Annotated in this window: 18 protein-coding genes and 1 pseudogene; 11 read left to right on the top strand and 8 right to left on the bottom strand. The window is 59.9% G+C overall.

Annotated features, from left to right (window positions below):
* Positions 1 to 6: 6 nt before the first annotated feature.
* Positions 7 to 570, bottom strand: coding sequence for a helix-turn-helix domain-containing protein (locus tag TU74_RS17330; RefSeq protein WP_047273674.1), 564 nt, complete (start codon positions 568 to 570; stop codon positions 7 to 9).
* Positions 571 to 585: 15 nt separating this feature from the next.
* On the opposite strand from TU74_RS17330, the pseudogene TU74_RS17325 reads away from it, so the two are divergent.
* The 7 genes and pseudogenes from TU74_RS17325 (at position 586) to TU74_RS17295 (ending at position 7,833) form a co-directional block, all read left to right on the top strand.
* Positions 586 to 1,592 (top strand): annotated as a pseudogene (locus tag TU74_RS17325) (DMT family transporter).
* Between the two features lie 180 nt (positions 1,593 to 1,772).
* The gene (locus TU74_RS17320; protein ID WP_048377170.1) at positions 1,773 to 4,691 is read left to right on the top strand and encodes a monovalent cation/H+ antiporter subunit A; all 2,919 of its coding nucleotides are present in this window, start codon (positions 1,773 to 1,775) and stop codon (positions 4,689 to 4,691) included.
* The gene (locus TU74_RS17315) at positions 4,691 to 5,035 is read left to right on the top strand and encodes a Na+/H+ antiporter subunit C (RefSeq protein WP_003446102.1); all 345 of its coding nucleotides are present in this window, start codon (positions 4,691 to 4,693) and stop codon (positions 5,033 to 5,035) included. Before TU74_RS17320 ends, TU74_RS17315 begins: the two co-directional genes overlap by 1 nt.
* A complete protein-coding gene (locus TU74_RS17310) occupies positions 5,032 to 6,717 on the top strand; it encodes a monovalent cation/H+ antiporter subunit D (RefSeq protein ID WP_048377169.1) in 1,686 nt (561 codons plus the stop codon). The genes TU74_RS17315 and TU74_RS17310 overlap by 4 nt, the downstream gene beginning before the upstream one ends.
* Positions 6,714 to 7,202 carry a Na+/H+ antiporter subunit E gene (locus TU74_RS17305; protein ID WP_047294080.1) on the top strand — a complete coding sequence of 163 codons (489 nt, stop codon included), beginning with the start codon at positions 6,714 to 6,716 and terminating at the stop codon, positions 7,200 to 7,202. Before TU74_RS17310 ends, TU74_RS17305 begins: the two co-directional genes overlap by 4 nt.
* Entirely contained in the window at positions 7,199 to 7,477 is a 279-nt protein-coding gene (locus tag TU74_RS17300; RefSeq protein WP_047273660.1) for a K+/H+ antiporter subunit F, read from the top strand. The genes TU74_RS17305 and TU74_RS17300 overlap by 4 nt, the downstream gene beginning before the upstream one ends.
* On the top strand, positions 7,474 to 7,833 hold the full coding sequence (locus TU74_RS17295; protein WP_047273658.1) for a Na+/H+ antiporter subunit G: 360 nt from the start codon (positions 7,474 to 7,476) through the stop codon (positions 7,831 to 7,833). Before TU74_RS17300 ends, TU74_RS17295 begins: the two co-directional genes overlap by 4 nt.
* Positions 7,834 to 7,909: 76 nt before the next feature.
* Here TU74_RS17295 and TU74_RS17290 read toward each other — a convergent pair whose 3' ends face one another.
* The 6 genes from TU74_RS17290 to TU74_RS17265 all read right to left on the bottom strand — a co-directional run bounded on the left by TU74_RS17290 (position 7,910) and on the right by TU74_RS17265 (position 16,039).
* Positions 7,910 to 9,400: a DASS family sodium-coupled anion symporter gene (locus TU74_RS17290; protein WP_048377168.1), complete on the bottom strand. Its 1,491-nt coding sequence runs from the start codon at positions 9,398 to 9,400 to the stop codon at positions 7,910 to 7,912.
* Between the two features lie 111 nt (positions 9,401 to 9,511).
* Positions 9,512 to 10,297: an energy transducer TonB gene (locus TU74_RS17285; RefSeq protein ID WP_048377167.1), complete on the bottom strand. Its 786-nt coding sequence runs from the start codon at positions 10,295 to 10,297 to the stop codon at positions 9,512 to 9,514.
* Positions 10,294 to 10,740, bottom strand: coding sequence for a protein TolR (gene tolR / locus TU74_RS17280; RefSeq protein WP_047294084.1), 447 nt, complete (start codon positions 10,738 to 10,740; stop codon positions 10,294 to 10,296). The genes TU74_RS17285 and tolR overlap by 4 nt, the downstream gene beginning before the upstream one ends.
* A gap of 14 nt (positions 10,741 to 10,754) precedes the next feature.
* A complete protein-coding gene (gene tolQ, locus TU74_RS17275) occupies positions 10,755 to 11,465 on the bottom strand; it encodes a protein TolQ (protein WP_047294086.1) in 711 nt (236 codons plus the stop codon).
* Between the two features lie 93 nt (positions 11,466 to 11,558).
* A complete protein-coding gene (locus TU74_RS17270; RefSeq protein ID WP_048377166.1) occupies positions 11,559 to 13,466 on the bottom strand; it encodes a phytase in 1,908 nt (635 codons plus the stop codon).
* 38 nt (positions 13,467 to 13,504) lie between these two features.
* The gene (locus TU74_RS17265) at positions 13,505 to 16,039 is read right to left on the bottom strand and encodes a TonB-dependent receptor (protein ID WP_048377165.1); all 2,535 of its coding nucleotides are present in this window, start codon (positions 16,037 to 16,039) and stop codon (positions 13,505 to 13,507) included.
* Positions 16,040 to 16,437: 398 nt separating this feature from the next.
* On the opposite strand from TU74_RS17265, the gene TU74_RS17260 reads away from it, so the two are divergent.
* Both TU74_RS17260 and TU74_RS17255 read left to right on the top strand, forming a co-directional pair.
* Positions 16,438 to 17,358: a GGDEF domain-containing protein gene (locus tag TU74_RS17260; RefSeq protein WP_048377164.1), complete on the top strand. Its 921-nt coding sequence runs from the start codon at positions 16,438 to 16,440 to the stop codon at positions 17,356 to 17,358.
* Positions 17,355 to 18,386: an AraC family transcriptional regulator gene (locus tag TU74_RS17255; protein WP_048377163.1), complete on the top strand. Its 1,032-nt coding sequence runs from the start codon at positions 17,355 to 17,357 to the stop codon at positions 18,384 to 18,386. Before TU74_RS17260 ends, TU74_RS17255 begins: the two co-directional genes overlap by 4 nt.
* A gap of 95 nt (positions 18,387 to 18,481) precedes the next feature.
* On the opposite strand, the gene TU74_RS17250 is transcribed toward TU74_RS17255, so the two are convergent.
* Positions 18,482 to 19,513 (bottom strand): Ldh family oxidoreductase, encoded by a 1,032-nt coding sequence (locus tag TU74_RS17250; RefSeq protein WP_047294096.1) that lies wholly within the window; start codon positions 19,511 to 19,513, stop codon positions 18,482 to 18,484.
* A 134-nt stretch (positions 19,514 to 19,647) separates the two neighbouring features.
* On the opposite strand from TU74_RS17250, the gene TU74_RS17245 reads away from it, so the two are divergent.
* Both TU74_RS17245 and TU74_RS17240 read left to right on the top strand, forming a co-directional pair.
* Positions 19,648 to 20,523 (top strand): MurR/RpiR family transcriptional regulator, encoded by an 876-nt coding sequence (locus tag TU74_RS17245; RefSeq protein ID WP_047273635.1) that lies wholly within the window; start codon positions 19,648 to 19,650, stop codon positions 20,521 to 20,523.
* Between the two features lie 13 nt (positions 20,524 to 20,536).
* The gene (locus TU74_RS17240) at positions 20,537 to 21,286 is read left to right on the top strand and encodes a transporter substrate-binding domain-containing protein (RefSeq protein ID WP_047273633.1); all 750 of its coding nucleotides are present in this window, start codon (positions 20,537 to 20,539) and stop codon (positions 21,284 to 21,286) included.
* Positions 21,287 to 21,381: the final 95 nt, after the last annotated feature.

Genomic DNA, 21,381 nt, shown 5'->3' with positions numbered 1-21,381 from the left:
CCTGCCTCAAATCACTACATTTCGTATAAAACGCACGACTGTATCACCTGCATTTCGATAGCTATGCGGCCTGTTACTGGCATAGGTATAAAAATCACTGGCATTAAAGTGCAGCACCTGATCATCTAGCACCAAGGTCAAGCAACCTTCAATAATGTACAGCTGTTCGCTCCATCCTTCTGCATCAGCCTCTGATACGTATTCCTCTCCCGGCTCCAAACGCCATTCCCACAATTCGACCTCTTTTGTCGCGGCAGCCTTGGCCAATAACACAGCCTTGCTACCCGAAACGGAGCCGCTCCAGGCCACTTCGTTAATACGTCCAGGGTCCGGCGACCCGGGGGCCTGAATCAAATCACTGAATGCGGCATTCAGGGCTTCAGCTACTCGATCAAGCGTGCTCAGGCTGACATTTTTTTCACCCGCTTCTATCGCAACCAGCATCCGACGACTGACTCCGGACGACTCCGCCAACGCGCTTTGACTGAGCTGTGCGAGCAGCCGCAGCCGTCGTACGTTTTGACTGACGTGCTGAAGAACCGATGCACGCTGGGAAATTTCTTTGGGCACTATATTGCTCACTGTGTGGGGCTGCGCAGTATACTGCTCAGCTTTGGCGCATTGTGCGTCTCACCTTTGTAACGCGCAAGGTCGTGACACCATTGAAAGCTTCCAGACTGTCGTCTTTGACATCTCGCATCAGTAAAGCCGAATGCGTGCTGATCCTGATCACTATCGTGTGGGGGGGCACATTTTTGCTTGTACAACATGCTCTCACTGCAAGCGGCCCCCTGTTTTTTGTCGGGTTGCGATTTGCCGCTGCCGCCAGCATCGTTGCGTTGTTCTCAATCCGCAGCTTGCGCGGCATGACCTTGTTTGAACTGAAAGCCGGATTATTCATTGGCATTGCCATCATGCTGGGCTACGGTTTGCAAACCATTGGTTTGCAGACTATCCCCAGCAGTCAGTCGGCCTTTATTACTGCACTCTATGTTCCTTTTGTTCCATTGCTGCAATGGTTGGTGCTGGGTCGCCGCCCTGGATTAATGCCCAGTCTGGGCATCATGTTGGCTTTTACGGGATTGATGTTGCTCTCAGGCCCCAGCGGAGCGTCGTTAAATTTCAGCGCCGGTGAAATAGCGACATTGATGAGTGCCATCGCCATTGCTGCCGAAATCATCCTGATTAGCGCCTATGCCGGTCAAGTAGACGTGCGCAGAGTGACCGTAGTGCAATTGGCAACTGCTTGCGTGCTTGCCTTCGCGATGACTGTACCTACCCATGAAACAGCCCCCGAATTTTCATGGCTGCTCTTAATAAGCGCAGTCGGATTGGGTATGGCCAGCGCAGTCATTCAGGTCGCCATGAACTGGGCGCAGAAAAGCGTATCCCCTACCCGTGCCACGTTGATTTATGCGGGAGAACCCGTCTGGGCCGGTATCGCCGGGCGTCTGGCGGGCGAACGTTTGCCCGGCATTGCACTGCTGGGGGCTGCATTGATTGTTGCAGCGGTGATCGTGAGTGAGTTAAAAACAAAAGGTGAAACCATCGAAATGCCCGATGAGAACCAAAGCAATAAAGCATGCGATTGATTCTGCAGCGCTGAAATCAGATGCACACACCCCTGTCCGGGCGTGCTCATACAAGGATGCTGACGGGCAAGCCATTAAACAGCTTGTACACATTTTGTAGGATTCGGCGGCAGCTTGACTGTTGGTGATCCCCAGCCCGCCACGTATGATCGCTCACAAACTCCTGCAGATTAGAAGCCTATGTCCCTGATAGTTCTACTGCTTCTGCCCTTTATCGGCAGCTGTCTGGCGGCTGTTTTGCCGCACAACGCGCGCAACAGTGAATCACTGTTGGCCGGCCTTATTGCACTCGTAGGCACCATTCAAGTCGCTATGTTCTATCCGCAAATCGCCCATGGGGGTGTGATTCGGGAAGAGTTCATGTGGCTGCCCAGTCTCGGCCTGAATTTTGTATTGCGCATGGATGGGTTTGCCTGGCTGTTTTCAATCCTGGTGCTGGGCATCGGTACGCTTGTGTCGTTGTACGCCCGCTACTACATGTCACCTGAAGACCCCGTCCCCCGCTTTTTCTCGTTTTTCCTGGCCTTCATGGGGGCAATGCTCGGCCTGGTGCTGTCAGGCAACTTGATCCAGATCGTATTTTTCTGGGAGCTCACCAGTCTCTTCTCATTTTTGCTGATTGGGTACTGGCACCACCGCTCGGATGCACGCCGTGGCGCTTATATGGCATTGATGGTCACAGGCGCGGGAGGGCTGTGCCTGCTGGCAGGGGTCATGCTGCTCGGCCATGTTGTCGGCAGCTACGATCTGGATGCCGTATTGGCGGCGGGCGACCAGATTCGCGCCCACAGCCTCTATCCGATCTTGCTCACTCTCATCCTGATTGGCGCGCTCAGCAAAAGCGCACAATTCCCGTTCCATTTCTGGCTTCCCCACGCGATGGCGGCTCCCACGCCGGTGTCGGCGTATTTGCACTCAGCGACCATGGTCAAGGCCGGTGTGTTCTTGCTGGCAAGGCTATGGCCTGCGTTGTCCGGCAGTGAGCAATGGTTCTGGATCGTCAGTGGGGCCGGTGCCTGCACGCTGGTATTAGGTGCTTATTGCGCCATGTTCCAGAACGACCTCAAAGGCCTGCTGGCCTACTCCACGATCAGCCACCTGGGCCTGATTACACTGCTACTGGGCCTCAATAGCCCGCTGGCTGCGGTCGCGGCCGTGTTTCATATTCTCAACCATGCCACCTTCAAAGCTTCCTTGTTCATGGCAGCCGGCATCATCGACCACGAGAGCGGCACCCGCGACATACGCAAGCTCAGCGGCCTGTTCAAGCTCATGCCTTACACCGCGACGCTGGCCATGGTTGCCAGCGCTTCCATGGCCGGTGTACCTCTGCTCAACGGCTTCCTGTCCAAAGAGATGTTCTTCGCAGAAACCGTGTTCATCAATTCCACAAAATGGGTAGAAATCGCACTGCCGGTGATTGCCACCGTCGCCGGGACCTTCAGCGTGGCCTATGCCCTGCGCTTCACGGTGGATGTGTTCTTCGGACCGCCCGCCACTGATCTCCCGCACACGCCCCATGAGCCCCCGCGCTGGATGCGTGCGCCCGTTGAATTACTGGTGTTTACCTGTTTGATGGTCGGTATTTTCCCGGCCCAGACCGTTGGACCGCTCCTCGCTGCCGCTGCCCAGCCAGTCGTCGGTGGCCAATTGCCTGAATACAGCCTGGCCATCTGGCATGGCCTCAACGCACCGATGATCATGAGCCTGATCGCCATGTCGGGCGGTATCGTGCTCTATGTCCTGTTGCGCAAACAGCTCAAGCTCAATCGTTTCCCACTACCGCCCCTGATCCGCTTCTTCAATGGCAAGCGCTTCTTCGAGCGCAGCGTGGTGGTCATCATGCGAGGCGCGCGACGCATTGAGCGCCGTGTCAGCACTCAACGCCTGCAAAGCCAGCTGTTTCTGCTGGTGCTGGCGGCTGTGGTGGCAGGTTTGATTCCCATGATTTACAGCGGCCTGAGCTGGGGGGATCGTCCTAAAATCCCGGGTTCGATCGTGTTTGTCACCCTGTGGCTGATGGCAATTGCCTGCGCCCTCGGCGCCGCCTGGCAAGCCAAGTATCACCGTCTCGCCGCACTGACCATGGTCAGCGTGTGCGGGCTGATGACCTGTATCACATTCGTCTGGTTCTCGGCACCGGACCTGGCGCTGACGCAACTGGTGGTTGAGGTGGTGACCACAGTCTTGATTCTGCTCGGCCTGCGGTGGCTGCCACGTCGGATCGAAGAAGTCTCCCCGTTGCCAAGAATATTGCGCAAGGCGCGCATCAGGCGCCTGCGTGACTTGCTCTTGTCGACGGTCGTTGGCGGCGGCATGGCATTGCTGTCCTACGCGATGCTGACCCGTCAGACCCCGAATGATATTTCTTCGTTCTACCTCAGCCGCGCACTGCCTGAAGGCGGCGGTAGCAATGTGGTGAATGTGATGCTGGTGGACTTCCGGGGCTTCGATACGCTGGGAGAGATCACCGTGCTGGCGGCCGTGGCGCTCACCGTTTTCGCCCTGTTGCGCCGCTTCCGTCCCCCCAAAGAAAGCATGGAGCTACCCGCCCAGCAGCGTTTGCTGGCCAAGGATGTGGTCACCGATCTGGTCAACCCGCGCAGCGCCAGCGACACCGCGCTGGGTTTCATGATGGTGCCCGCGGTCCTGGTGCGTTTGTTGCTGCCGATTGCGTTCGTGGTGTCGATGTACCTGTTCATGCGCGGCCATAACCAGCCAGGCGGCGGTTTCGTCGCCGGGCTGGTGATGTCAGTCGCGTTCATCCTGCAATACATGGTTGCCGGCACCCAGTGGGTGGAAGCTCAGATGAGCCTGCGTCCGTTGCGCTGGATGGGCACGGGCTTGTTGTTCGCCACGATCACCGGCCTGGGTGCGATCGGCTTCGGTTACCCGTTCCTCACCACCCACACCGCGCATTTCAACTTGCCGCTACTGGGCGATATCCACGTCGCCAGCGCCCTGTTTTTTGACATCGGCGTATTTGCCGTGGTGGTCGGCGCCACCCTGCTGATCCTGACCGCTCTCGCGCACCAGTCAGTCCGGGCCCACCGCCCGAGCCTGCAAGCCCATGCACAACCCAAGACAGGAGCCGCCTGATGGAAGAAGTCATCGCGATCGCGATCGGCGTATTGGCCGCCTCCGGCACCTGGCTGGTACTGCGCCCCCGGACGTTTCAGGTCGTCATGGGACTGTGCCTGCTGTCCTACGGGGTCAACCTGTTCATTTTCAGTATGGGCAGCCTGTTCATCGGCAAGGAGCCGGTGATCAAGGACGGGGTTCCGCAAGACCTGCTCAACTACACCGACCCGCTGCCCCAGGCACTGGTGCTCACTGCAATCGTTATCAGTTTTGCCATGACCGCGCTGTTCCTGGTGGTCTTGCTGGCCTCACGGGGCCTGACCGGCACCGACCACGTGGATGGCCGGGAGCCTAAAGAATGAACCTGATGCCGCATTTGATTATTGCGCCCATTCTCTTGCCGCTGCTGACTGCCGCGTGCATGTTGCTGCTGGGCGAGAAACACCGGCCAATGAAGGCCCGCATCAACTTGAGCTCAACGCTGCTGGGGCTTGCCATTTCCATCACCCTGTTGCTTTGGACACAGCAACAAACCGAACCCGCCTCCATTGGTGTGTACCTGCCCAGCAACTGGCAGGTGCCGTTTGGCATCGTGCTGGTCGTCGATCGCCTGTCAGCCTTGATGCTGGTGCTCACCGGGATCATCGCCAGCTGCGCCTTGCTGTTCGCCATGGCTCGCTGGGATCGGGCCGGTGCCAGTTTCCATGCACTGTTTCAGATTCAGTTGATGGGGTTGTACGGCGCGTTTCTGACAGCCGATCTGTTCAATCTGTTTGTGTTCTTCGAAGTGCTGCTGGCAGCGTCCTACGGGCTAATGCTCCACGGTTCGGGCAAAGCCCGGGTGTCAGCAGGGTTGCATTACATCTCGATCAACCTGCTGGCATCGTCCCTGTTCCTGATCGGCGCCGCGCTGATCTACGGGGTCACCGGCACGTTGAACATGGCTGATCTGGCCCTGAAGATCCCGCTGGTACCTGAAGCCGACCGCGGTTTGCTGCACGCGGGTGCGGCCATTCTGGCCGTGGCGTTTTTGGCCAAGGCCGGGATGTGGCCGCTCAATTTCTGGCTGGTGCCGGCCTACTCTTCGGCAAGCGCACCGGTGGCTGCGTTGTTCGCGATCATGACCAAGGTCGGGATCTACACCGTGCTGCGCCTGTGGACGCTGATGTTTTCCGGCCAAGCGGGCGCTTCCGCCTACTTTGCCAGCGACTGGCTGATCTATGGCGGCATGGCCACGATCGTCTGTGCTGCGATCGCAATCGTGGCGGCTCAACGACTCGAACGCATGGCCAGCCTGAGCATTCTGGTGTCGGCAGGCATCTTGCTTTCGGCTGTCGGGTTCGCCCAACCCAACCTCACCGCAGCCGCCCTGTTCTATCTGATTAGCTCAACGCTCGCCCTCAGTGCGCTGTTCCTGCTGGCCGAGTTGATCGAGCGCTCTCGCTCCTCCAATGAAATGCTCCTTGAGGATGATGTTGAGCAGCTCCCCAGCTTGATGGAGTCGCTCAACCCGCCCCGTGGCACCAACCTGGATGACGAACAAAAGGCCGTGGTGGGCCAGATCATTCCCTGGACCATGGCGTTCCTTGGCCTGAGCTTTATCGCCTGCGCCTTGCTGATCATCGGCATGCCGCCACTCTCAGGGTTTATCGGCAAGTTGACCCTGCTCAATGCCCTGCTCAACCCCGTGGGGCTGGGCCACCTCAGCGAAGCTACGGTTTCCACAGCGGCCTGGTGCCTGTTGGCCCTGCTGATTCTTTCCGGTCTGGCTTCGCTGATCGGCTTCTCGCGACTGGGTATTCAGCGCTTCTGGACGCCACTGGAACGCCCCTCTCCGCTGCTGCGCCGTTATGAGTGCATTCCCATTGTTGTATTGCTCGGGCTCTGCGTTGTCATGACCTTCAAGGCTGAGCCCGTGATGCGTTACACCCAGGCGGCCGCTGATACGTTGAACAACCCGGAACGCTATGTCATGGCGGTCATGGGCTCACGCCCGGTGCCCAGTCCTGAAGCGAAAGCCGCCATGCAGAAGGTGCAGCCATGAAACGTCTGTTTCCCGCGCCGTGGTTATCACTGGCCTTGTGGGCATTGTGGTTGCTGCTCAACCTGTCACTGAGCGCGGGGAACCTGTTGCTAGGGGCCGCGCTAGGTTTTTTGGGGCCGCTGATGATGGCACCGTTAAGACCGTTGCCCATCCGCATTCGTCGTCCGGGCGTGATCATCACACTGTTTTTCCTGGTCGGGCGTGACGTCATTCTTTCGAATCTGGCCGTGGCCTGGGGCGTGCTCAACGCCGGGCGCCGACCGCCACGCTCACGGTTCATCAAAATCCCGCTGGATCTGCGCGACGCCAACGGGCTGGCGGCCCTGTCGATGATTACCACCGTAGTGCCCGGCACCATTTGGTCCGAACTGGCACTGGACCGCAGCATTTTGCTCTTGCACGTGTTCGATCTGGACGACGAAGCGCAGTTCATCCAGCACTTCAAGTCCACCTATGAACGCCCACTGATGGAGATCTTTGAATGAGTGCACTGCTCTCCAACGCCATTTTGCTGAGCCTGTTCATCTTCAGCCTGGCCATGGTGCTGACCCTGATCCGTCTGTTCAAAGGCCCTTCTGCACAAGACCGGGTACTGGCGCTGGATTATCTGTACATCGTGGCCATGCTGATGATGTTGGTACTGGGCATTCGGTATGCCAGTGATACCTATTTTGAAGGCGCGCTGCTGATTGCCCTGTTTGGCTTTGTCGGGTCGTTTGCGCTGGCCAAATTCCTGTTGCGCGGTGAGGTGATCGAATGAATTCCATCAGCGAGCTATCCCTGTGGATCGAGGTTCCAGTGGCGGTGCTGCTGGTGCTAAGCAGCCTGTTCGCCTTGTGTGGGGCAATCGGCCTGTTGCGGCTCAAAGACTTTTTCCAGCGCATGCACCCGCCTGCACTGGCCTCCACCCTCGGCGCCTGGGGCGTGGCATTGGCCTCGATCCTGTATTTTTCGGCGCTTAAATCCACCCCTGTTTTACACGCCTGGCTGATACCGATCTTGCTGTCCATCACTGTACCCGTGACCACCTTGCTGCTGGCGCGCACGTCCTTGTTCCGCAAGCGCATGGCGGGTGAAGACGTTCCGGCAGAAGTCAGCAGTAAAGGCGGCAGTTGACGCAATCCCCCACCGGCTGACTGCTCCGACGGTCAGCCCGCCGGTAGCTGCCTCGCGTTATCCTCCGGCGCCGGGTCTACATCAGGCCCAACCACTTCCAGTACGTTGCGCCGAAGCCCAACATCAAGACATACCCCACCGCGGTGACAATCAGTCCGACTTTGGCGAACTGCTTGGCGGTGAAGGTCTGCGTGCCCAGACACACCATGTTTTGCGGCGCATTGATCGGCAGAATGAAACCGTAACTGACCACAAAACCCAGCAACATGGTCATGCCCAAACGGTTGAACTCACCGGGCAAGGTTTGCAGCACGGCAATCAGGATCGGCAGTAATGCCGAGGTCAATGCCGTGGCACTGGCGAACCCCAGGTGAATCAAAATCAGGAACGCCCCCAGAATCGCAAAAATCCCCAGCGGCCCGAGCTGATCCAGCCCGGTATGCTGCACCACCTGCCCCCCCAGCCATTGACCGGCCTGAGTGGTGAGCAACGCCGTCCCCAAACTGATCCCGACCCCGAAGACAATCACCGTGCCCCACGGGATGCGCGACTGCACATCCTTCCAGGTCATCACCCCATAGCGCGGCAACAGCAGAAAGACCAATCCGGCGTAGGTGGTCGAGGTGGTGTCAAAACTGTGCAGCTTGCCCTCGGTGGCCCACGCCAGCAGCAAGGCTACAGAGACGGCCATCAGACGTTTCTGCGGCGCGGTCATCGGCCCCAACGCAATCAGCGACTGCTCCACAGCTTCCTTGCCACCCGGAATGCTGTCGCTTTCTGGCGGCAACATCTTGAGCACCACAAACAGCAACACCGCCGACATGATGATCGCCCAAGGCGCACCGGCAATCAGCCAGTCGATCCAACTCACCCGTGCGCCCAGCATTTTGTCCATGAACCCGACCGTCAGCAGGTTTTGCGCCGCCGCCGTTTGAATGCCCACGTTCCAGATGCTGGTGCCCTGCGCCACCACGATCATGATCCCGGCCGCAATGTTGGAGCGCTTATCGACACCAAACGCCAGAATCACCCCCATCATGATCGGCACCACACACGCGCTGCGCGCCGTGGCGCTGGGCACTACCAGGCTCAGCAAAATGGTCACGGCAATCGCCCCGAGCAAAATTCGCCGGGTACTGGTGCCTATTTTTGACAGGGTTACCAACGCAATGCGCCGGTCCAGCCCGGTGTGGGTCATCGCCGCGGCAATAAATAACGCCCCGGTCACCAGGGCCAGGGCGGCATTGGAAAACCCGGTCAGGGCCATGGTGATCCCGGCCGATGTCCCGTAGAGGCGCGACGGGTCGTCCAGCATCGGCGCCATACCGATCAAAAAAGCCATCAGCGACGTGATCATGATGGCGCTGGCTTCGTACGACACCGCCTCGGTAATCCAGACCACCACCGCGAAGGCCAGGATGGCCAGCATGCGGTGCCCGGCGACCGGCAGGTCAGGCGGTAATGGCAACAGCAAAATCCCGACCATGACCAGGACAGCAATCACCAGACCCAAGGGCAGTTTCAATTTTGCCGGGGTCGGCTCGGGGGTGGTTGCAGGCGCATTCATGGCCATCTCCTTATGCATAAAATCGCCTGCAGCATAGGTCAGGAATGCAAATCAGGCGTTGATGCCTGTCAGCTTCACGCCAGTCGGGACGGCGCCCGACGTCAAGCAGGGTTAGTGGATTTTGTAGTGAAAGGTGTTTCGCACGCCCGCCACGCTGACGGCCTGACCGTCCACCATTCGCGGCTTATAACGGAAGGTCGCCGCAGCGAGTAGCGAAGGACGAATAAACATCGGGTGGCAATTGCCCACCACTTTCGGGTTCTCGACCTTGCCTTCAGGCGTCACCGAATACTCCACCGTGCAATCCCCTTCAACGCCTTTATCCAACGCCCGCTGCGGGTAATCCGGCGCGTCCTTGCTGATGGGCAAATATTGGCGCACGTCGGCAGCCGCTGCCTGCTGTTGCGCACGCCGGGCGTTATCTGCTGCAACCCGCGCCTGATCGGCCAGCGCCTGCTGACGCTGCGCCTGCGCCTGTTGCTCGCGTAGCCGGGCTTGCTGCTCTTCAAGCTGACGGGCTTCCAGTGCCTGCTTTTGCTCAGCGACCCGTTTGCGCGCCAAAGCAGCCTGTTCAAGTTTGCGCGCCTGAATCTGCGGGTCGATCGGCGCAGGTTTGACCTCGGGTTTAGCCTCGACCACCGGCGCCGGTGCCGCCACGGGCAAGGGGTCCGGCGCTGGCGCGGCCACCGGTTCGGCAGGCAGGGTAATCAAGCGGGTCTTGAGTACGGCGGGCGCGCTCACCGGCGGCTGTTGCAGCGTCCAGCCGACCACCAGCAGCGCCACCACTGCCCCGTGCAACGCAACCGTGACGGCCCACGCCTGTGCGTTACGCCACAGTCGCCCCCAAGGCATGTGCCGGGCCGGCGTGACCGCGCACCCCATGACTGCGGCGCTCATTGCGGCGCCTCGGTCACCAGCCCCAGGTTGCTCACGCCGCCCTGCTGCAAGGCAGACATCGCCTTGACCACACTGCCGTAACCGGCGTCGTTGTCGGCCCGGATATACACCTGCGTGTCGCCGTTTTGCGCCACCACCTGACCGATCTTGGCCTGCAACTCGTCAAGGTTGACGGCGCTGTCCGTCTGGTTTTTGGTGTCCAGTTCACTTCCCAGATTCCAGTAGTAACCGCCGTCGGCCTTCACCGATAACGTCAGGATCGTCTGCTGTTTGTCATTGATCAACGCCTCACTGGCCACCTTGGGCAGTTCTATTTTGACCCCCTGGGTCAGCATCGGCGCGGTCACCATAAAGATCACCAGCAATACCAGCATCACGTCGATATACGGCACGACGTTCATTTCGGCCTTGGGCCCGTGTTTACGCTGTGGTCGAGCGAGCATGATCAAACCCCCTGTCAGGCAACCGCCGCCATGTTTCGCGCGCCTGCATGCAGACCGCGGTACAGACGCATTTGCACTTCATTGCCGAGGCTGTAATAGCGGGTGAGCAACGTCTGGCCCCTGGAAGAAAAACGGTTGTAGGCAATCACCGCCGGAATCGCCGCAAACAAACCGATCGCGGTGGCAATCAAGGCCTCGGCAATCCCCGGGGCCACCGTGGACAACGTGGCCTGCTGCACCTGAGACAAACCGATGAACGAATTCATGATCCCCCACACGGTGCCAAACAGGCCGATGTACGGGCTGACCGAGCCCACCGTCGCCAGAAACTGCAAGCCCTTTTCAAGGCGCACTTCCTGCTCGGTAATCGCTACGTATAACGCGCGTTCGACCCCCTGCATCACCCCGTCAGGATCAATCCCCGGCTGCTGCTTCAGCTGTGCGTACTCACTGTAGGCCGCTGCGAACACCTGCTCTGCACCGGCATCGTCGTGGTGATTGTCGCGGCTCTCGCGATACAGCGCGTTCAGCTCGCCCTGACTGCGCAAGCGCTGAGCGAAGGCGTCCATGTCGCGTTCACTGCGGCGCAAAATGGCACTGCGGCGCACGATCAAAAACCAGCTCAGCACAGAGGCCAGAAACAACACCAGCATGACCCCTTTCACCAACAGACTGGCGTCGCTGATCAAACCCCAAATCGTCATATGTTCCATGGTTGCTTGCATACCTGACTCCTTGCTCAAGACGGCGCCGCTCAGCGGGAGTGGCGCACGGATAAAATTCAAAACCCCTGCGGTGACCGGTTGATGACAACCGGCTCAAGGCAATTTCAGGGTCTTGGCCACATCGGCCCACGGGATGTACTTGTAGTTCTGGCTTTGCTCCGGCATGCGCTTGCGGCCGTCCTGCACCACCAGCATGCCTTGGGCAAACGGCCCGCCGAGGTTGGCCGAGGTCACGTCCAGACCGTCCGTTTCCGACGTTCCGTCAATCCCGGCGTCAGCGTTAACCCCGACACGAAAAGCGCCGCGCACGGCATACGGTGGTGCGGCATCCAGCACTACGTAGCTGTCATTGCCCTGGCTGGAAATCACCAGATAGGACTGTTTGGCGGTCTGATACAGCGCCAGTCCTTCGATGTCGTCATGCACCTGATCGCCAACGCCAACGCCGATCACACGGGTCAGCGTGGCCGGCTGATCGGGACGCGCATCCACCGCCCACACCGCCACATCTTCTTCGCCCACGAACAACCGTTGCTGCCGGTCGTCCGCTACACAGCCTTCCGGTTGGGTCTGAACCTTGAACTGACGCACCAGCTCGCCATGCACTTGATCGCCCCTGGCGCTCAGGCGGTGCTGAACGAACGTGCCGTCTTTGTCGTTGGCGAAGCTGTAGAGTTCGCCCCCCGGTGCTTTGAACAGGCAGAACCCGTAGATGTCCTTTACCGGTGTCGGCACTTCACCCACTGCGCGCACCTCACCCGTGGCAGGGTCGATGCTGAACACACTGAGGCTGTTGTGGTCACGGTTGGTGGCCACTGCCAGGTCCACGGTGCGTTCGCCCAACGTGAATCCGGGACGCAGATCGACATTGTTCAGGCGCCCCACTTCAAGGTGTTGCAGCCGCTTGCCTTGCAAGTCGTACACCTCAAGGCCGTTCTTTTTATTGGTGCCCAAGACCCGGCTCAATGCCGGATTTTGCGGGTTAACCCAGATGGCCGGGTCATCCGCTGCATCGCCCTGACTGACCACCGGTTCGGTTTGCACCACGGGTTTGATCACCGGCAATGGCGCAGGGGCACGGGCCGGGGTCGGCTGCCAGTTCAACAGCCCCTGGAACACCTGTTGGTTGCTGTCGTCCTGCACCAGCACCTGCAACCCTTGAGGCGTCTGACGCACCGCCAGGTGTTCCGGTTCTTTGAGCGTGTCCAGCACCAATCGGGCCACCGGCGACCAACCGTTACCGTGCTGCTGGTACAGGTGCAGGTGCGCCGCTTTCGGGTCCAGGCCGAGCATGCCGCCCGGCACCAGCGCCATGGCCCCGGCGGCCTTTTTCACCTCACCAAAGGGCTCGATCAGCGCCACGGGTACTCGCGAAGCATCGGCCTCGGCGTGGGCCGGGTACACCCACCAGCCGACTTTTTCTTCATTCACGAACAACTGTTGCCCGGTATCGTCAACCTGACAGAACTCGGCATTCGGCGGTAACGGCAGGCTGCGCACCAGACGTGGCTCGGCCAGTCGTTTGCGGTCAGCCGCCACCAGCCATTGTTCGCCCTTGCCCTCTTCACCCACGGTGAACAGATAAACATTGCTCGCCTCGTCGCGGTACAGGCACACGCCGTTGACTGCGTACTCACGGGGCGGCAAGTAGACCGGTGCCTGCCACTCATGGCTGCGCGGGTCCAGGCTGAACAGGGCCACTTGCTGCTTTTTCTCGTCATGGCTGGCAACCAGCACCTGATCGCCCATCGGTCGGCTGTCCAGCGACGCGAAGGCGCCCGCCGCGTGGCTCAGGGTTTTGCCCTCTGCATCGAGCAGCAACACCCCGTCACGCTTGCTCACGGCCAGCCGCTGGTGATCGGGGGCAAAGCCCAGTGCCTGCACGTTGCCCGTCCCCCAGGCCTGCAAAGTCGGCGCTGCGATGTCAGGTGCGGCCTGCGCCGTGGCTGCGCTGAGGCAGGCCAAAATCGGCAACAGACACGGTTTACGGATAAAACGCATGATGGGAAATTCCTTCTACTGGCCCGCTCGGGCCGCCTTTAAAAATGGGTGAACGTCAGGCCCAGCGAATAGGTCGGTCCGTACTCTTCGTACTGGTTGTTGTAACGACGGTGGCCGCTGTAGACGAAGTAAGGCTGGTCCGTGAGGTTCTGCGCCTCGAAGCTGACTTGCAGGTTTTTGGTCAGCGAATAACGGGCGCTGAAATCGACAAAGGTTTGCGCATCGACATGCAGGTCGTGGGCTTTGTCACTGATCCCCGCCAGCTCATAGAGGTACTGCGATTTGTAGTTGGCAGAGAGGCGCAAGCTCAGTGTGTCGTCCTCCCAGCCGAGCATCAGGTTGCCCACGGTGTCGGACTGGTTGGGCAGGTCGATGTCGCGCTTGCGGTTGCGCCCCGTGCCCTGATCGAACCCTTCAATGCTGGCGCTGGAACGGCTGAAGGTGGTGTTGGCGCCGAGCAACAGGCCATTCCACGGTGCGGGCAGCCAGTCAAACTTCTGCGAATAGGCCAGCTCCAGCCCGTACAGCTTGGCGCTGTCGCCGTTGGCGTAGGTGTGCGCCTCGGTGAAATCGACCCATTCGCCACTGCCCGCCAGGTCGTTGTTGTAGACAAAGTTCTTGATGTCTTTATAGAAGAGGAACGCCGACACCGTGCCCGCCTGCCCCATGTAATGCTCAATGCCCAAGTCGAAGTTGCTCGATTCCAGCGGCTTGAGGTTGGGGTTGCCGAAACTGGCCTCGTCATCGTCAATCACAAAACCCGGCGCCAACTGGCCAAAGGTCGGGCGCACCACGGCGTTGGTCCACGCCGCCCGCAGCTGGGTGTTTTTGTCCAACTGATAGCGTGCGTGTAGCCCCGGCAGCCAGTGGTGATAATCGCGTTGAGTGTCTTGTGCTTCAAAGGCGCCATCACGCACACCTGTGCCTTTGGCCTCGAATTCAGTGCCCTCGTAGCGCATGCCGGCGATAAAACGCCAATCGTCGATATCGACGGTGTTCATCACGTACGCGGCATTGATGTCTTCGCGCATTTTGAAATCGTTGGCCCGCGACTCCTGTTCATCGTAGTAATCGCCGGGGTTGAGGCCGCCGATCAGGTCTTTGATCGCACCACCGCTGATGCCGGGGCCGAACTGGCCCAACTGATAGTGCACATTGCCTTTGTCGAACGGGGTCATGTTCAACTGCGCATCGTTAAAACCGGCGTCATCGAAATCCTTGTAGACCCAGGCATTGAGGTCATTGTCCTTGTTGCGACGGCTGACCTTGCCGCCGAATTTGACCTGCGAGGCATAGCCCTCAACGTCGTAGTCACGGGCCAGGTCCAGGCGAAGGTTTTTCTCGGTGTCGCGGGTGTCCTGCTCTTCCCAGTCCACTTTGTCGAGGGTGAAGTTGGACGGGTCATAAAAGCCCGCGCTAATGATCGGCCGGGGCTTTTCAGTGTCGTAAAAACCGCTGTTGGGGAAACTGGAATTGCCTTTGAACGTGGCCCCCGCGATGTGCCCCGGGCTGTCTTCGCTGGAGCGGCTGTAACCCGCCTGCCCGCTGAGGGTCCATAAGCCCAGCATGCGTTCACCACCGAACACATACGACTGGATTTCCTGGGTCTCTTCGCGCTGCTTGAGCTTGCGCTTGGCTTTGGCCTTGCCCAACTCACCTGCCGCCTGTGGCTTGTCGAATTCGAGGCTGGTGGAGTTACGGGTTTCGCTGTCCTTGAAGCGGCTGTACAGCGTGCGCAGGTACAGTTGGGTGTCGTCATCGGGCTTGTAGTCGAAATTCAGCCCGCCGCCGGTGCGTTCACGGCTGATGTCGTACACGCGTTGCTCGAAACTGTTGAGCCGGGCGCCGTCATTGAAATCCCACGCGCCGCCGGTTTCGACGTTATCGGAGCCGAAGTCCCGTTTGTTCCAGCTCAGGGCAGCGGCCACACCGAAGTTGTCGATACCGTCACCCAGGCTGAAACGATCACTGATCGCACCCGAAAACTTGGGGCTGGTCTGGTGGGTGTTCTGGTTGTAACCGGCCTCACTGGTGCCGGTGTAAAACAGCCCTTTGTGGTCGAATGCCGACAGGCTTTGTACGTCCACGGTGCCGCCCAGCGAGTTGGCATCCATGTCCGGGGTCAGGGTTTTGATCACCGACAGTGATTGCACCAGCTCGGAAGGCAACACATCCAGGGCCACAGCCCGGCGCGCACTTTCCGGCGAAGGCACCAGCGTGCCGTTGATGGTGACGCTGTTGAGGTCCGGCCCCAGGCCGCGCACGCTGACAAACCGGCCTTCCCCCTGATCGCGCTCGACACTGATGCCCGGCAGGCGCTGCACGGCTTCGGCAACGTTGGCGTCGGGCAACTGCGCCACGCCATCGGCGTGCACCACGCTCTCGATGTTGTCGGAGTTACGTTGTTCCTTGAGCGCCTGATCGATGCTCGCCGCCTGCCCGACCACCTCCACATGCTCGGTGACGCCTGTAGCCGCCGCATCGGCGGCGCTCAGGCGTTCACTGGCAATCGCGATGGCCAAGGCGCTGACTGTAAACCCGACCCACTGTGCCTTACTGCGACACTTGTACATGCTTGTGCTCCCCCAGCGTCCCGTGACCGGCCGGGCAAGTGGCCCGGCAATTGGTAGCGAAAACTAGGCAGCGCGGATGACAGTACTGTGACAGCAGGTGGCGCAAGCCCCCGGAATCAGGGGGTTTGGACCCAGATGAAGGGCGAAATGAGCTGATTTGACCTCACGCGGTACGCAATGGCTGTTCACGCACGCCACGGCGATCAGGGCCAAGCCCCCGTGCCGACTTCGTCCGGGTGAATGGCGCCTCAAGTGTTCAACTCGGCAGGCCCTGGACACGCTGTTGTTTACAGAAATTTCTTGCAACAGCTCTGAGCTGATTCGACCCGGCGCGCCCGTCACACGGTTGTCACATGGCTCTGTTCTGCTGACCGGCAATACGTTTGGGTAGAACACTCATGAGCGGGTTAAACGTGCTTACACATCATCGCTGGAAACTCGCCCTGCTGGTACTCGGGGCCAATATCGGCCTGCTGCTGAATCTGGCCTTCGGCAGCGTAAAACCGGTCAGTGAGTGGCAGTGGCTGGACATTCTGGGCGAAGGCGGCACGGCGCTGTTTATGCTGTTCTGGCTGGGACTGGTGCTCAAAAGCCGACCTGCCGGGCGCGTCACCCACTACTTGGCCAGCGGTTTGTGCTTCATGTTTTTCTCGTGGTGGATCGATGTGCTCGACGAATTCATCCGCTTGCCCAAGCACATCGGCTGGGACCACTGGCTGGAGTCGGCACCGATGCCGGTGGGCATGATCTTGCTGACCATCGGCCTGTTCCACTGGCACCGCGAACAATTGGCCATCAGCCAGCAAATGGAGAAGCGCGAGCGGGTATTTCGGGAGCACCGCCTGTTTGACAAGTTGACGCCGCTGGGGGGCGCCGATTACCTCAAGCGTCAGGTCAGCGATTGCCTGAGCCACAGCCTTGAGCATCAGCAACCGTTGTCGCTGCTGGCGCTCGACCTCGATCATTTCGCGTCGATCAATCAGCAATACGGGCACCCAGAAGGCGATGCCGTGTTGCAAGCCATCAGCCAGTTGTTGTTGCTCAACCTGCGCCGCCACGACCTGCTGTGCCGTCTGGCCGGGGATCGCTTTGTGATGGTGTTGCCCAATACCGGCGAACGTCAGGCGCGCCTGCTGGCACAGGAAATGGAACAGGCGGTGCAAAGCCTGGCGCATAAAACCCGTCTCCAGGGCGAACGGGTTTACCTGTGCGCGAGCACCGCAGTGGTGATGGCGGTCGACGAAACCCCGGACGCCCTGCTCAAACGCCTGAACCTGGCACTGGCCCGCGCCAAGCCGCCCCGGATCCAGCGCGCATGAGCCGGCCCGGCGGGTGGTACGAGGCCGACACGCGCTTCATACCCGGGCATTATCAGCCCGCGACGCTGATCGATCTGGCGCTGTCGCGGGACATCGACAGCCATCGCCTGTTACGCGGCACCGGGCTGTTTTACGAAGACATTCTGGCGGGCACGACCTGCGTCAGCCCGCAGCAGTTTTTCAGCCTGATCGGCAATGCCCGCCGTCTGCTGGACGCCGATGACAGCAGCTTTCTGTTCGGCCAGCGCTTGTTGCCCGGGCATTACGGCCCCGCCAGCCACGCCCTGCAACAGGCGCCCAACCTGCATCAGGCGCTGGAAACCGTGATCCACCATCGCGCCCTGCTCAGCCCGCTGCTGACGCCGCGCCTAGTGCTCGATGACCATTACGCCTATGTGTATTGGCTCGACAGCAGCGGCGCCCAGGAGCACGCGCGCTTTGTGCTGGAAGCCAGCATGACTGCCCTGCTGGCCATGAGTCGGTGGCTCAGTGGCGAACGGCTGCCGTGGGAATGCCGGTTCAGCCATGCCGAACCCCGCTATGTGGAGCAGTACTGGGTGCACCTGGGCGAAAACAGCCAGTTTGGCTGCCAGCTGGACATGATGCGCATCTCTCGGGAGTGCCTTAACCGGCCATGGCCCAACGCCTCAGCGATTGCGCGGCAAGTGGCGTTGCAACACGCCCAGCGCGAACTCGACAGCCTGGGGTTCAGTGCCAGTCTGCTTGACCGTGTGTACGTGTATTTGCGTCACAACGCGCACCACGCGCCGAGCCTGGAACTCACCGCCCAGACCCTGAGCATGAGCCAGGCCACCCTCAAGCGCAAACTGAGTAAACACGGCACACACTTTCAGGCGCAGCAGGATCAGGCGCGTAAACACATGGCGCTGTACCTGTATCAGATCAAAGGGATGAGCAACGAAGACGTCGCGCGCTACCTCAATTTCAGCGATCCGGCCAACTTCCGGCGCTCGCTCAAGCGCTGGACCGGCTGTACGCCCAATCTGATTCGGCAGTTGTTTTCCTAGCCGTCAAGCCCTCTTCGTGACCACGTACTGCGCCAGCGCAGTCAACCGCTCACCCACTCACCAGGCCACGAAGAAGACGAACACCTGATGCGAGGTTACTGGGCCAATGCCCGCAACTTGGCCAGTTCGTCGATCGCCAGCGGTATGCCGTGCTCCAGCGATTGGGCGCGCGTCTTGAACCGACGATCCCCCGGCAGCCGTTCCAGGCCTACCGCGTGCATCTGGCGCACCAGCTCAGCGCTGCGCCCGGCAAAGCTGTTGCCTCCGGATTTGCTCGGATCAATCACGATCAGTAGCTGGCCGGTCCACGGCGTTTGCGCGCCGGGGTGTTTGGACCAGTCAAACTCGAACGAGAAATTGCCGCCGGTCAAGGCCGCCGCGAGCAACTCCACCATCATCGACAGCGCCGAGCCTTTGTGCCCGCCAAACGGCAACAAAGCCCCGCCGTCGAGAATCGCTTTCGGGTCCTGGGTCGGCTCACCCCGACGGTCAACGCCCATGCCCGCTGGCAGTTCATGACCTTTACGCGCGGCAATTTGCACATCGCCATGGGCAATGGCGCTGGTGGCCAGATCGAACACAATCGGGTGGTCATCGGCACGCGGCGCAGCGAAGGCAATCGGGTTGGTGCCAAACAAGGGCTTTTGGGCGCCGTGGGGCACCACGCACGTCATGCTGTTGACCACGCTCAACGCCACCAGCCCCTCCTCAGCGAAGGGTTCAACGTCGGGCCAGAGCGCTGCAAAGTGGTGCGAATTGCGAATGGCCAGCACCGCAATCCCGGCGCTGCGGGCTTTTTCGACCAGCAGCCCGCGAGCGGCCGCCAACGCCGGTTGAGCAAAGCCATTGGCCGCATCCACCCGAATAAAACCCGACGCCACGTCTTCAACTTGAGGGCTCGCCTGGCCATCAACCCAACGGCTGGCCAGTGAGGACAAATAGCCGGGAATGCGGAACACCCCATGACTGTAGGAACCGTCGCGCTGGGCTCGCGCGCAGTTATCCGCCAGTACCCTGGCCACGGTGTGCGAGGTGCCGTGGCGTTCAAAAATCTGTTGCAGCAAGGTGGTCAGTTGATCCAGAGACAGCGATTCAACGGCCTGTACGCTAGCGTCGGACTCAGACATGCGGTGCGCTCCAATCGAGTTGTTATTGTTGTGGGCAACTATCCGGCGATGACAGATATCTGTCAATTGTTGACTTAATGACAGAAAACATTCACTTTCTGCAACGCGCTGAAATAAAAACAGGAACAACAGCCGTGAGTCAGTCGATCAAACAACGCCTGGAAAGCAGCCTGTCAACCGCCGCCCCGTCGGGTCGGGCGATTGCCAGTTACATGCTGGCCAACCTCTACGAGCTGCCTTTTCAAACGGCCGCCGACATTGCCAGCAAGCTGGGTGTCAGCGAGTCGAGTGTCGGGCGTTTTTGCCGGGCGCTGGGTTACAGCCATTTCAAAGAACTGAAAAACGACCTGAAAGACGACCTGGGTGATGGCCCCTGGCTGGTCGGTGATCGCCTGCAAGAATTCCGCCAACAATCGAGCCAAAGCCCTCAGGCGCTGCCGCGCAGTTTTGAGCTGGAAGTCGGGGCACTGGTCAAGGTCTACGAGTACAGCCTGACCCCTGAGTGGCAGATCGTCAGCCAGCGCCTGGCCACACGCCGCAAAGTCTTTGTCGCCGGTTTTCAGACCGAGCGCGGCATCGCGGCCTCGATGGTGCATTTGCTGCAATACATCCGCGACGGCGTGCACCTGGTGGACGGTGCGGCCGGGCATTACGCCGATGTCCTGTTATGCCCCGACCATGACTGCGCATTGGTGGTGTTCGAAGCGCGGCGTTATTCGCGCCACGCCCAGCACCTGTGCCGCAAGGCCCGCGAAGCCGGTATCCCGGTAACGCTGGTCACAGACACCTTCTGCGACTGGGCCGACCAGTACGCCGATGAAGTGTTTCGCGTACCGACCGAATTCAATCTGTTCTGGGAATCCACGGCAGCCATGCTGTCGCTGGTGCACCTGTTGGTCAATGAAGTCTGCAAACAACTGGGACCGGACGTCGAAAAACGTCTTGAGGCAACCGCGGCCTTGCACAACGAGTTCGTGGGCTACACCTCCTCACCCGGCACAAAACAATAAAACGAGGTGCTAGATGAAAAACGTCATTCGCTTTGCAAGTGCATGTGCAATGGTTGTAGCCGTAGCGTCCAACGCTCAGGCCGACAAACTGACAATCGCCACGGAAGGCGCCTACCCTCCGTTTAACTACGTGGACTCGGACAACAAGCTGCATGGCTTTGACGTCGACATCACGATGGCCGTGTGCGAACGCATGAAAGCCGACTGCACCCTGGTGGCGCAGGACTGGGACGGCATTATCGCCGGCCTGATGGCCAAAAAATACGACGCGATTGTGGCCTCGATGATCGTCAACGATGAGCGCAAGCAGAAAATCGCGTTCACCAATCATTACTACCGCACCCCGCTGTCGATTGCCGTGCCCAAAGACTCGGACATCACCGATGCGCAAAGTGACTTCAGCGGCAAAACTGTCGGCGCGCAAAGCGCTGCCACCCAAAGCATCTATGCCGAAGAACACTACAAAAAGGCTGACCTGAAGCTGTACCCAACCCTCGACGAAGCCAACAGTGAACTGGCCAATGAGCGGGTCGATGTGGTGATTGCCGACAAATTCCCGCTACTCGAATGGGTCAATAAAACCGGCAAGGACTGCTGCAAGATCATTGGTGACGTGAACGGTACGCTGGCCGACGCCGCAATCGCGGTGCGTCAAGAAGACAACGACTTGCGCGAGCGCTTCAACAAGGCTCTGGACGAGATCGTGGCTGACGGCACCTACAAAAAGATCTCCAGCAAGTACTTCGACTTCGACATTTATTAACCTGCCCGCCCTCGGTTGAGGGCAGCCTGCCTGACGCCTTGCCCTGCGCACCCGGTGTGCGCAGCGGCTGAATATCGGCCCGATTTTGTCCGGGG

The sequence above is a fragment of the Pseudomonas lundensis genome, assembly GCF_001042985.1.
GTDB classification, from domain to species: Bacteria; Pseudomonadota; Gammaproteobacteria; order Pseudomonadales; family Pseudomonadaceae; genus Aquipseudomonas; species Aquipseudomonas lundensis.
This window is presented reverse-complemented; position numbering and strand designations above follow the sequence as displayed.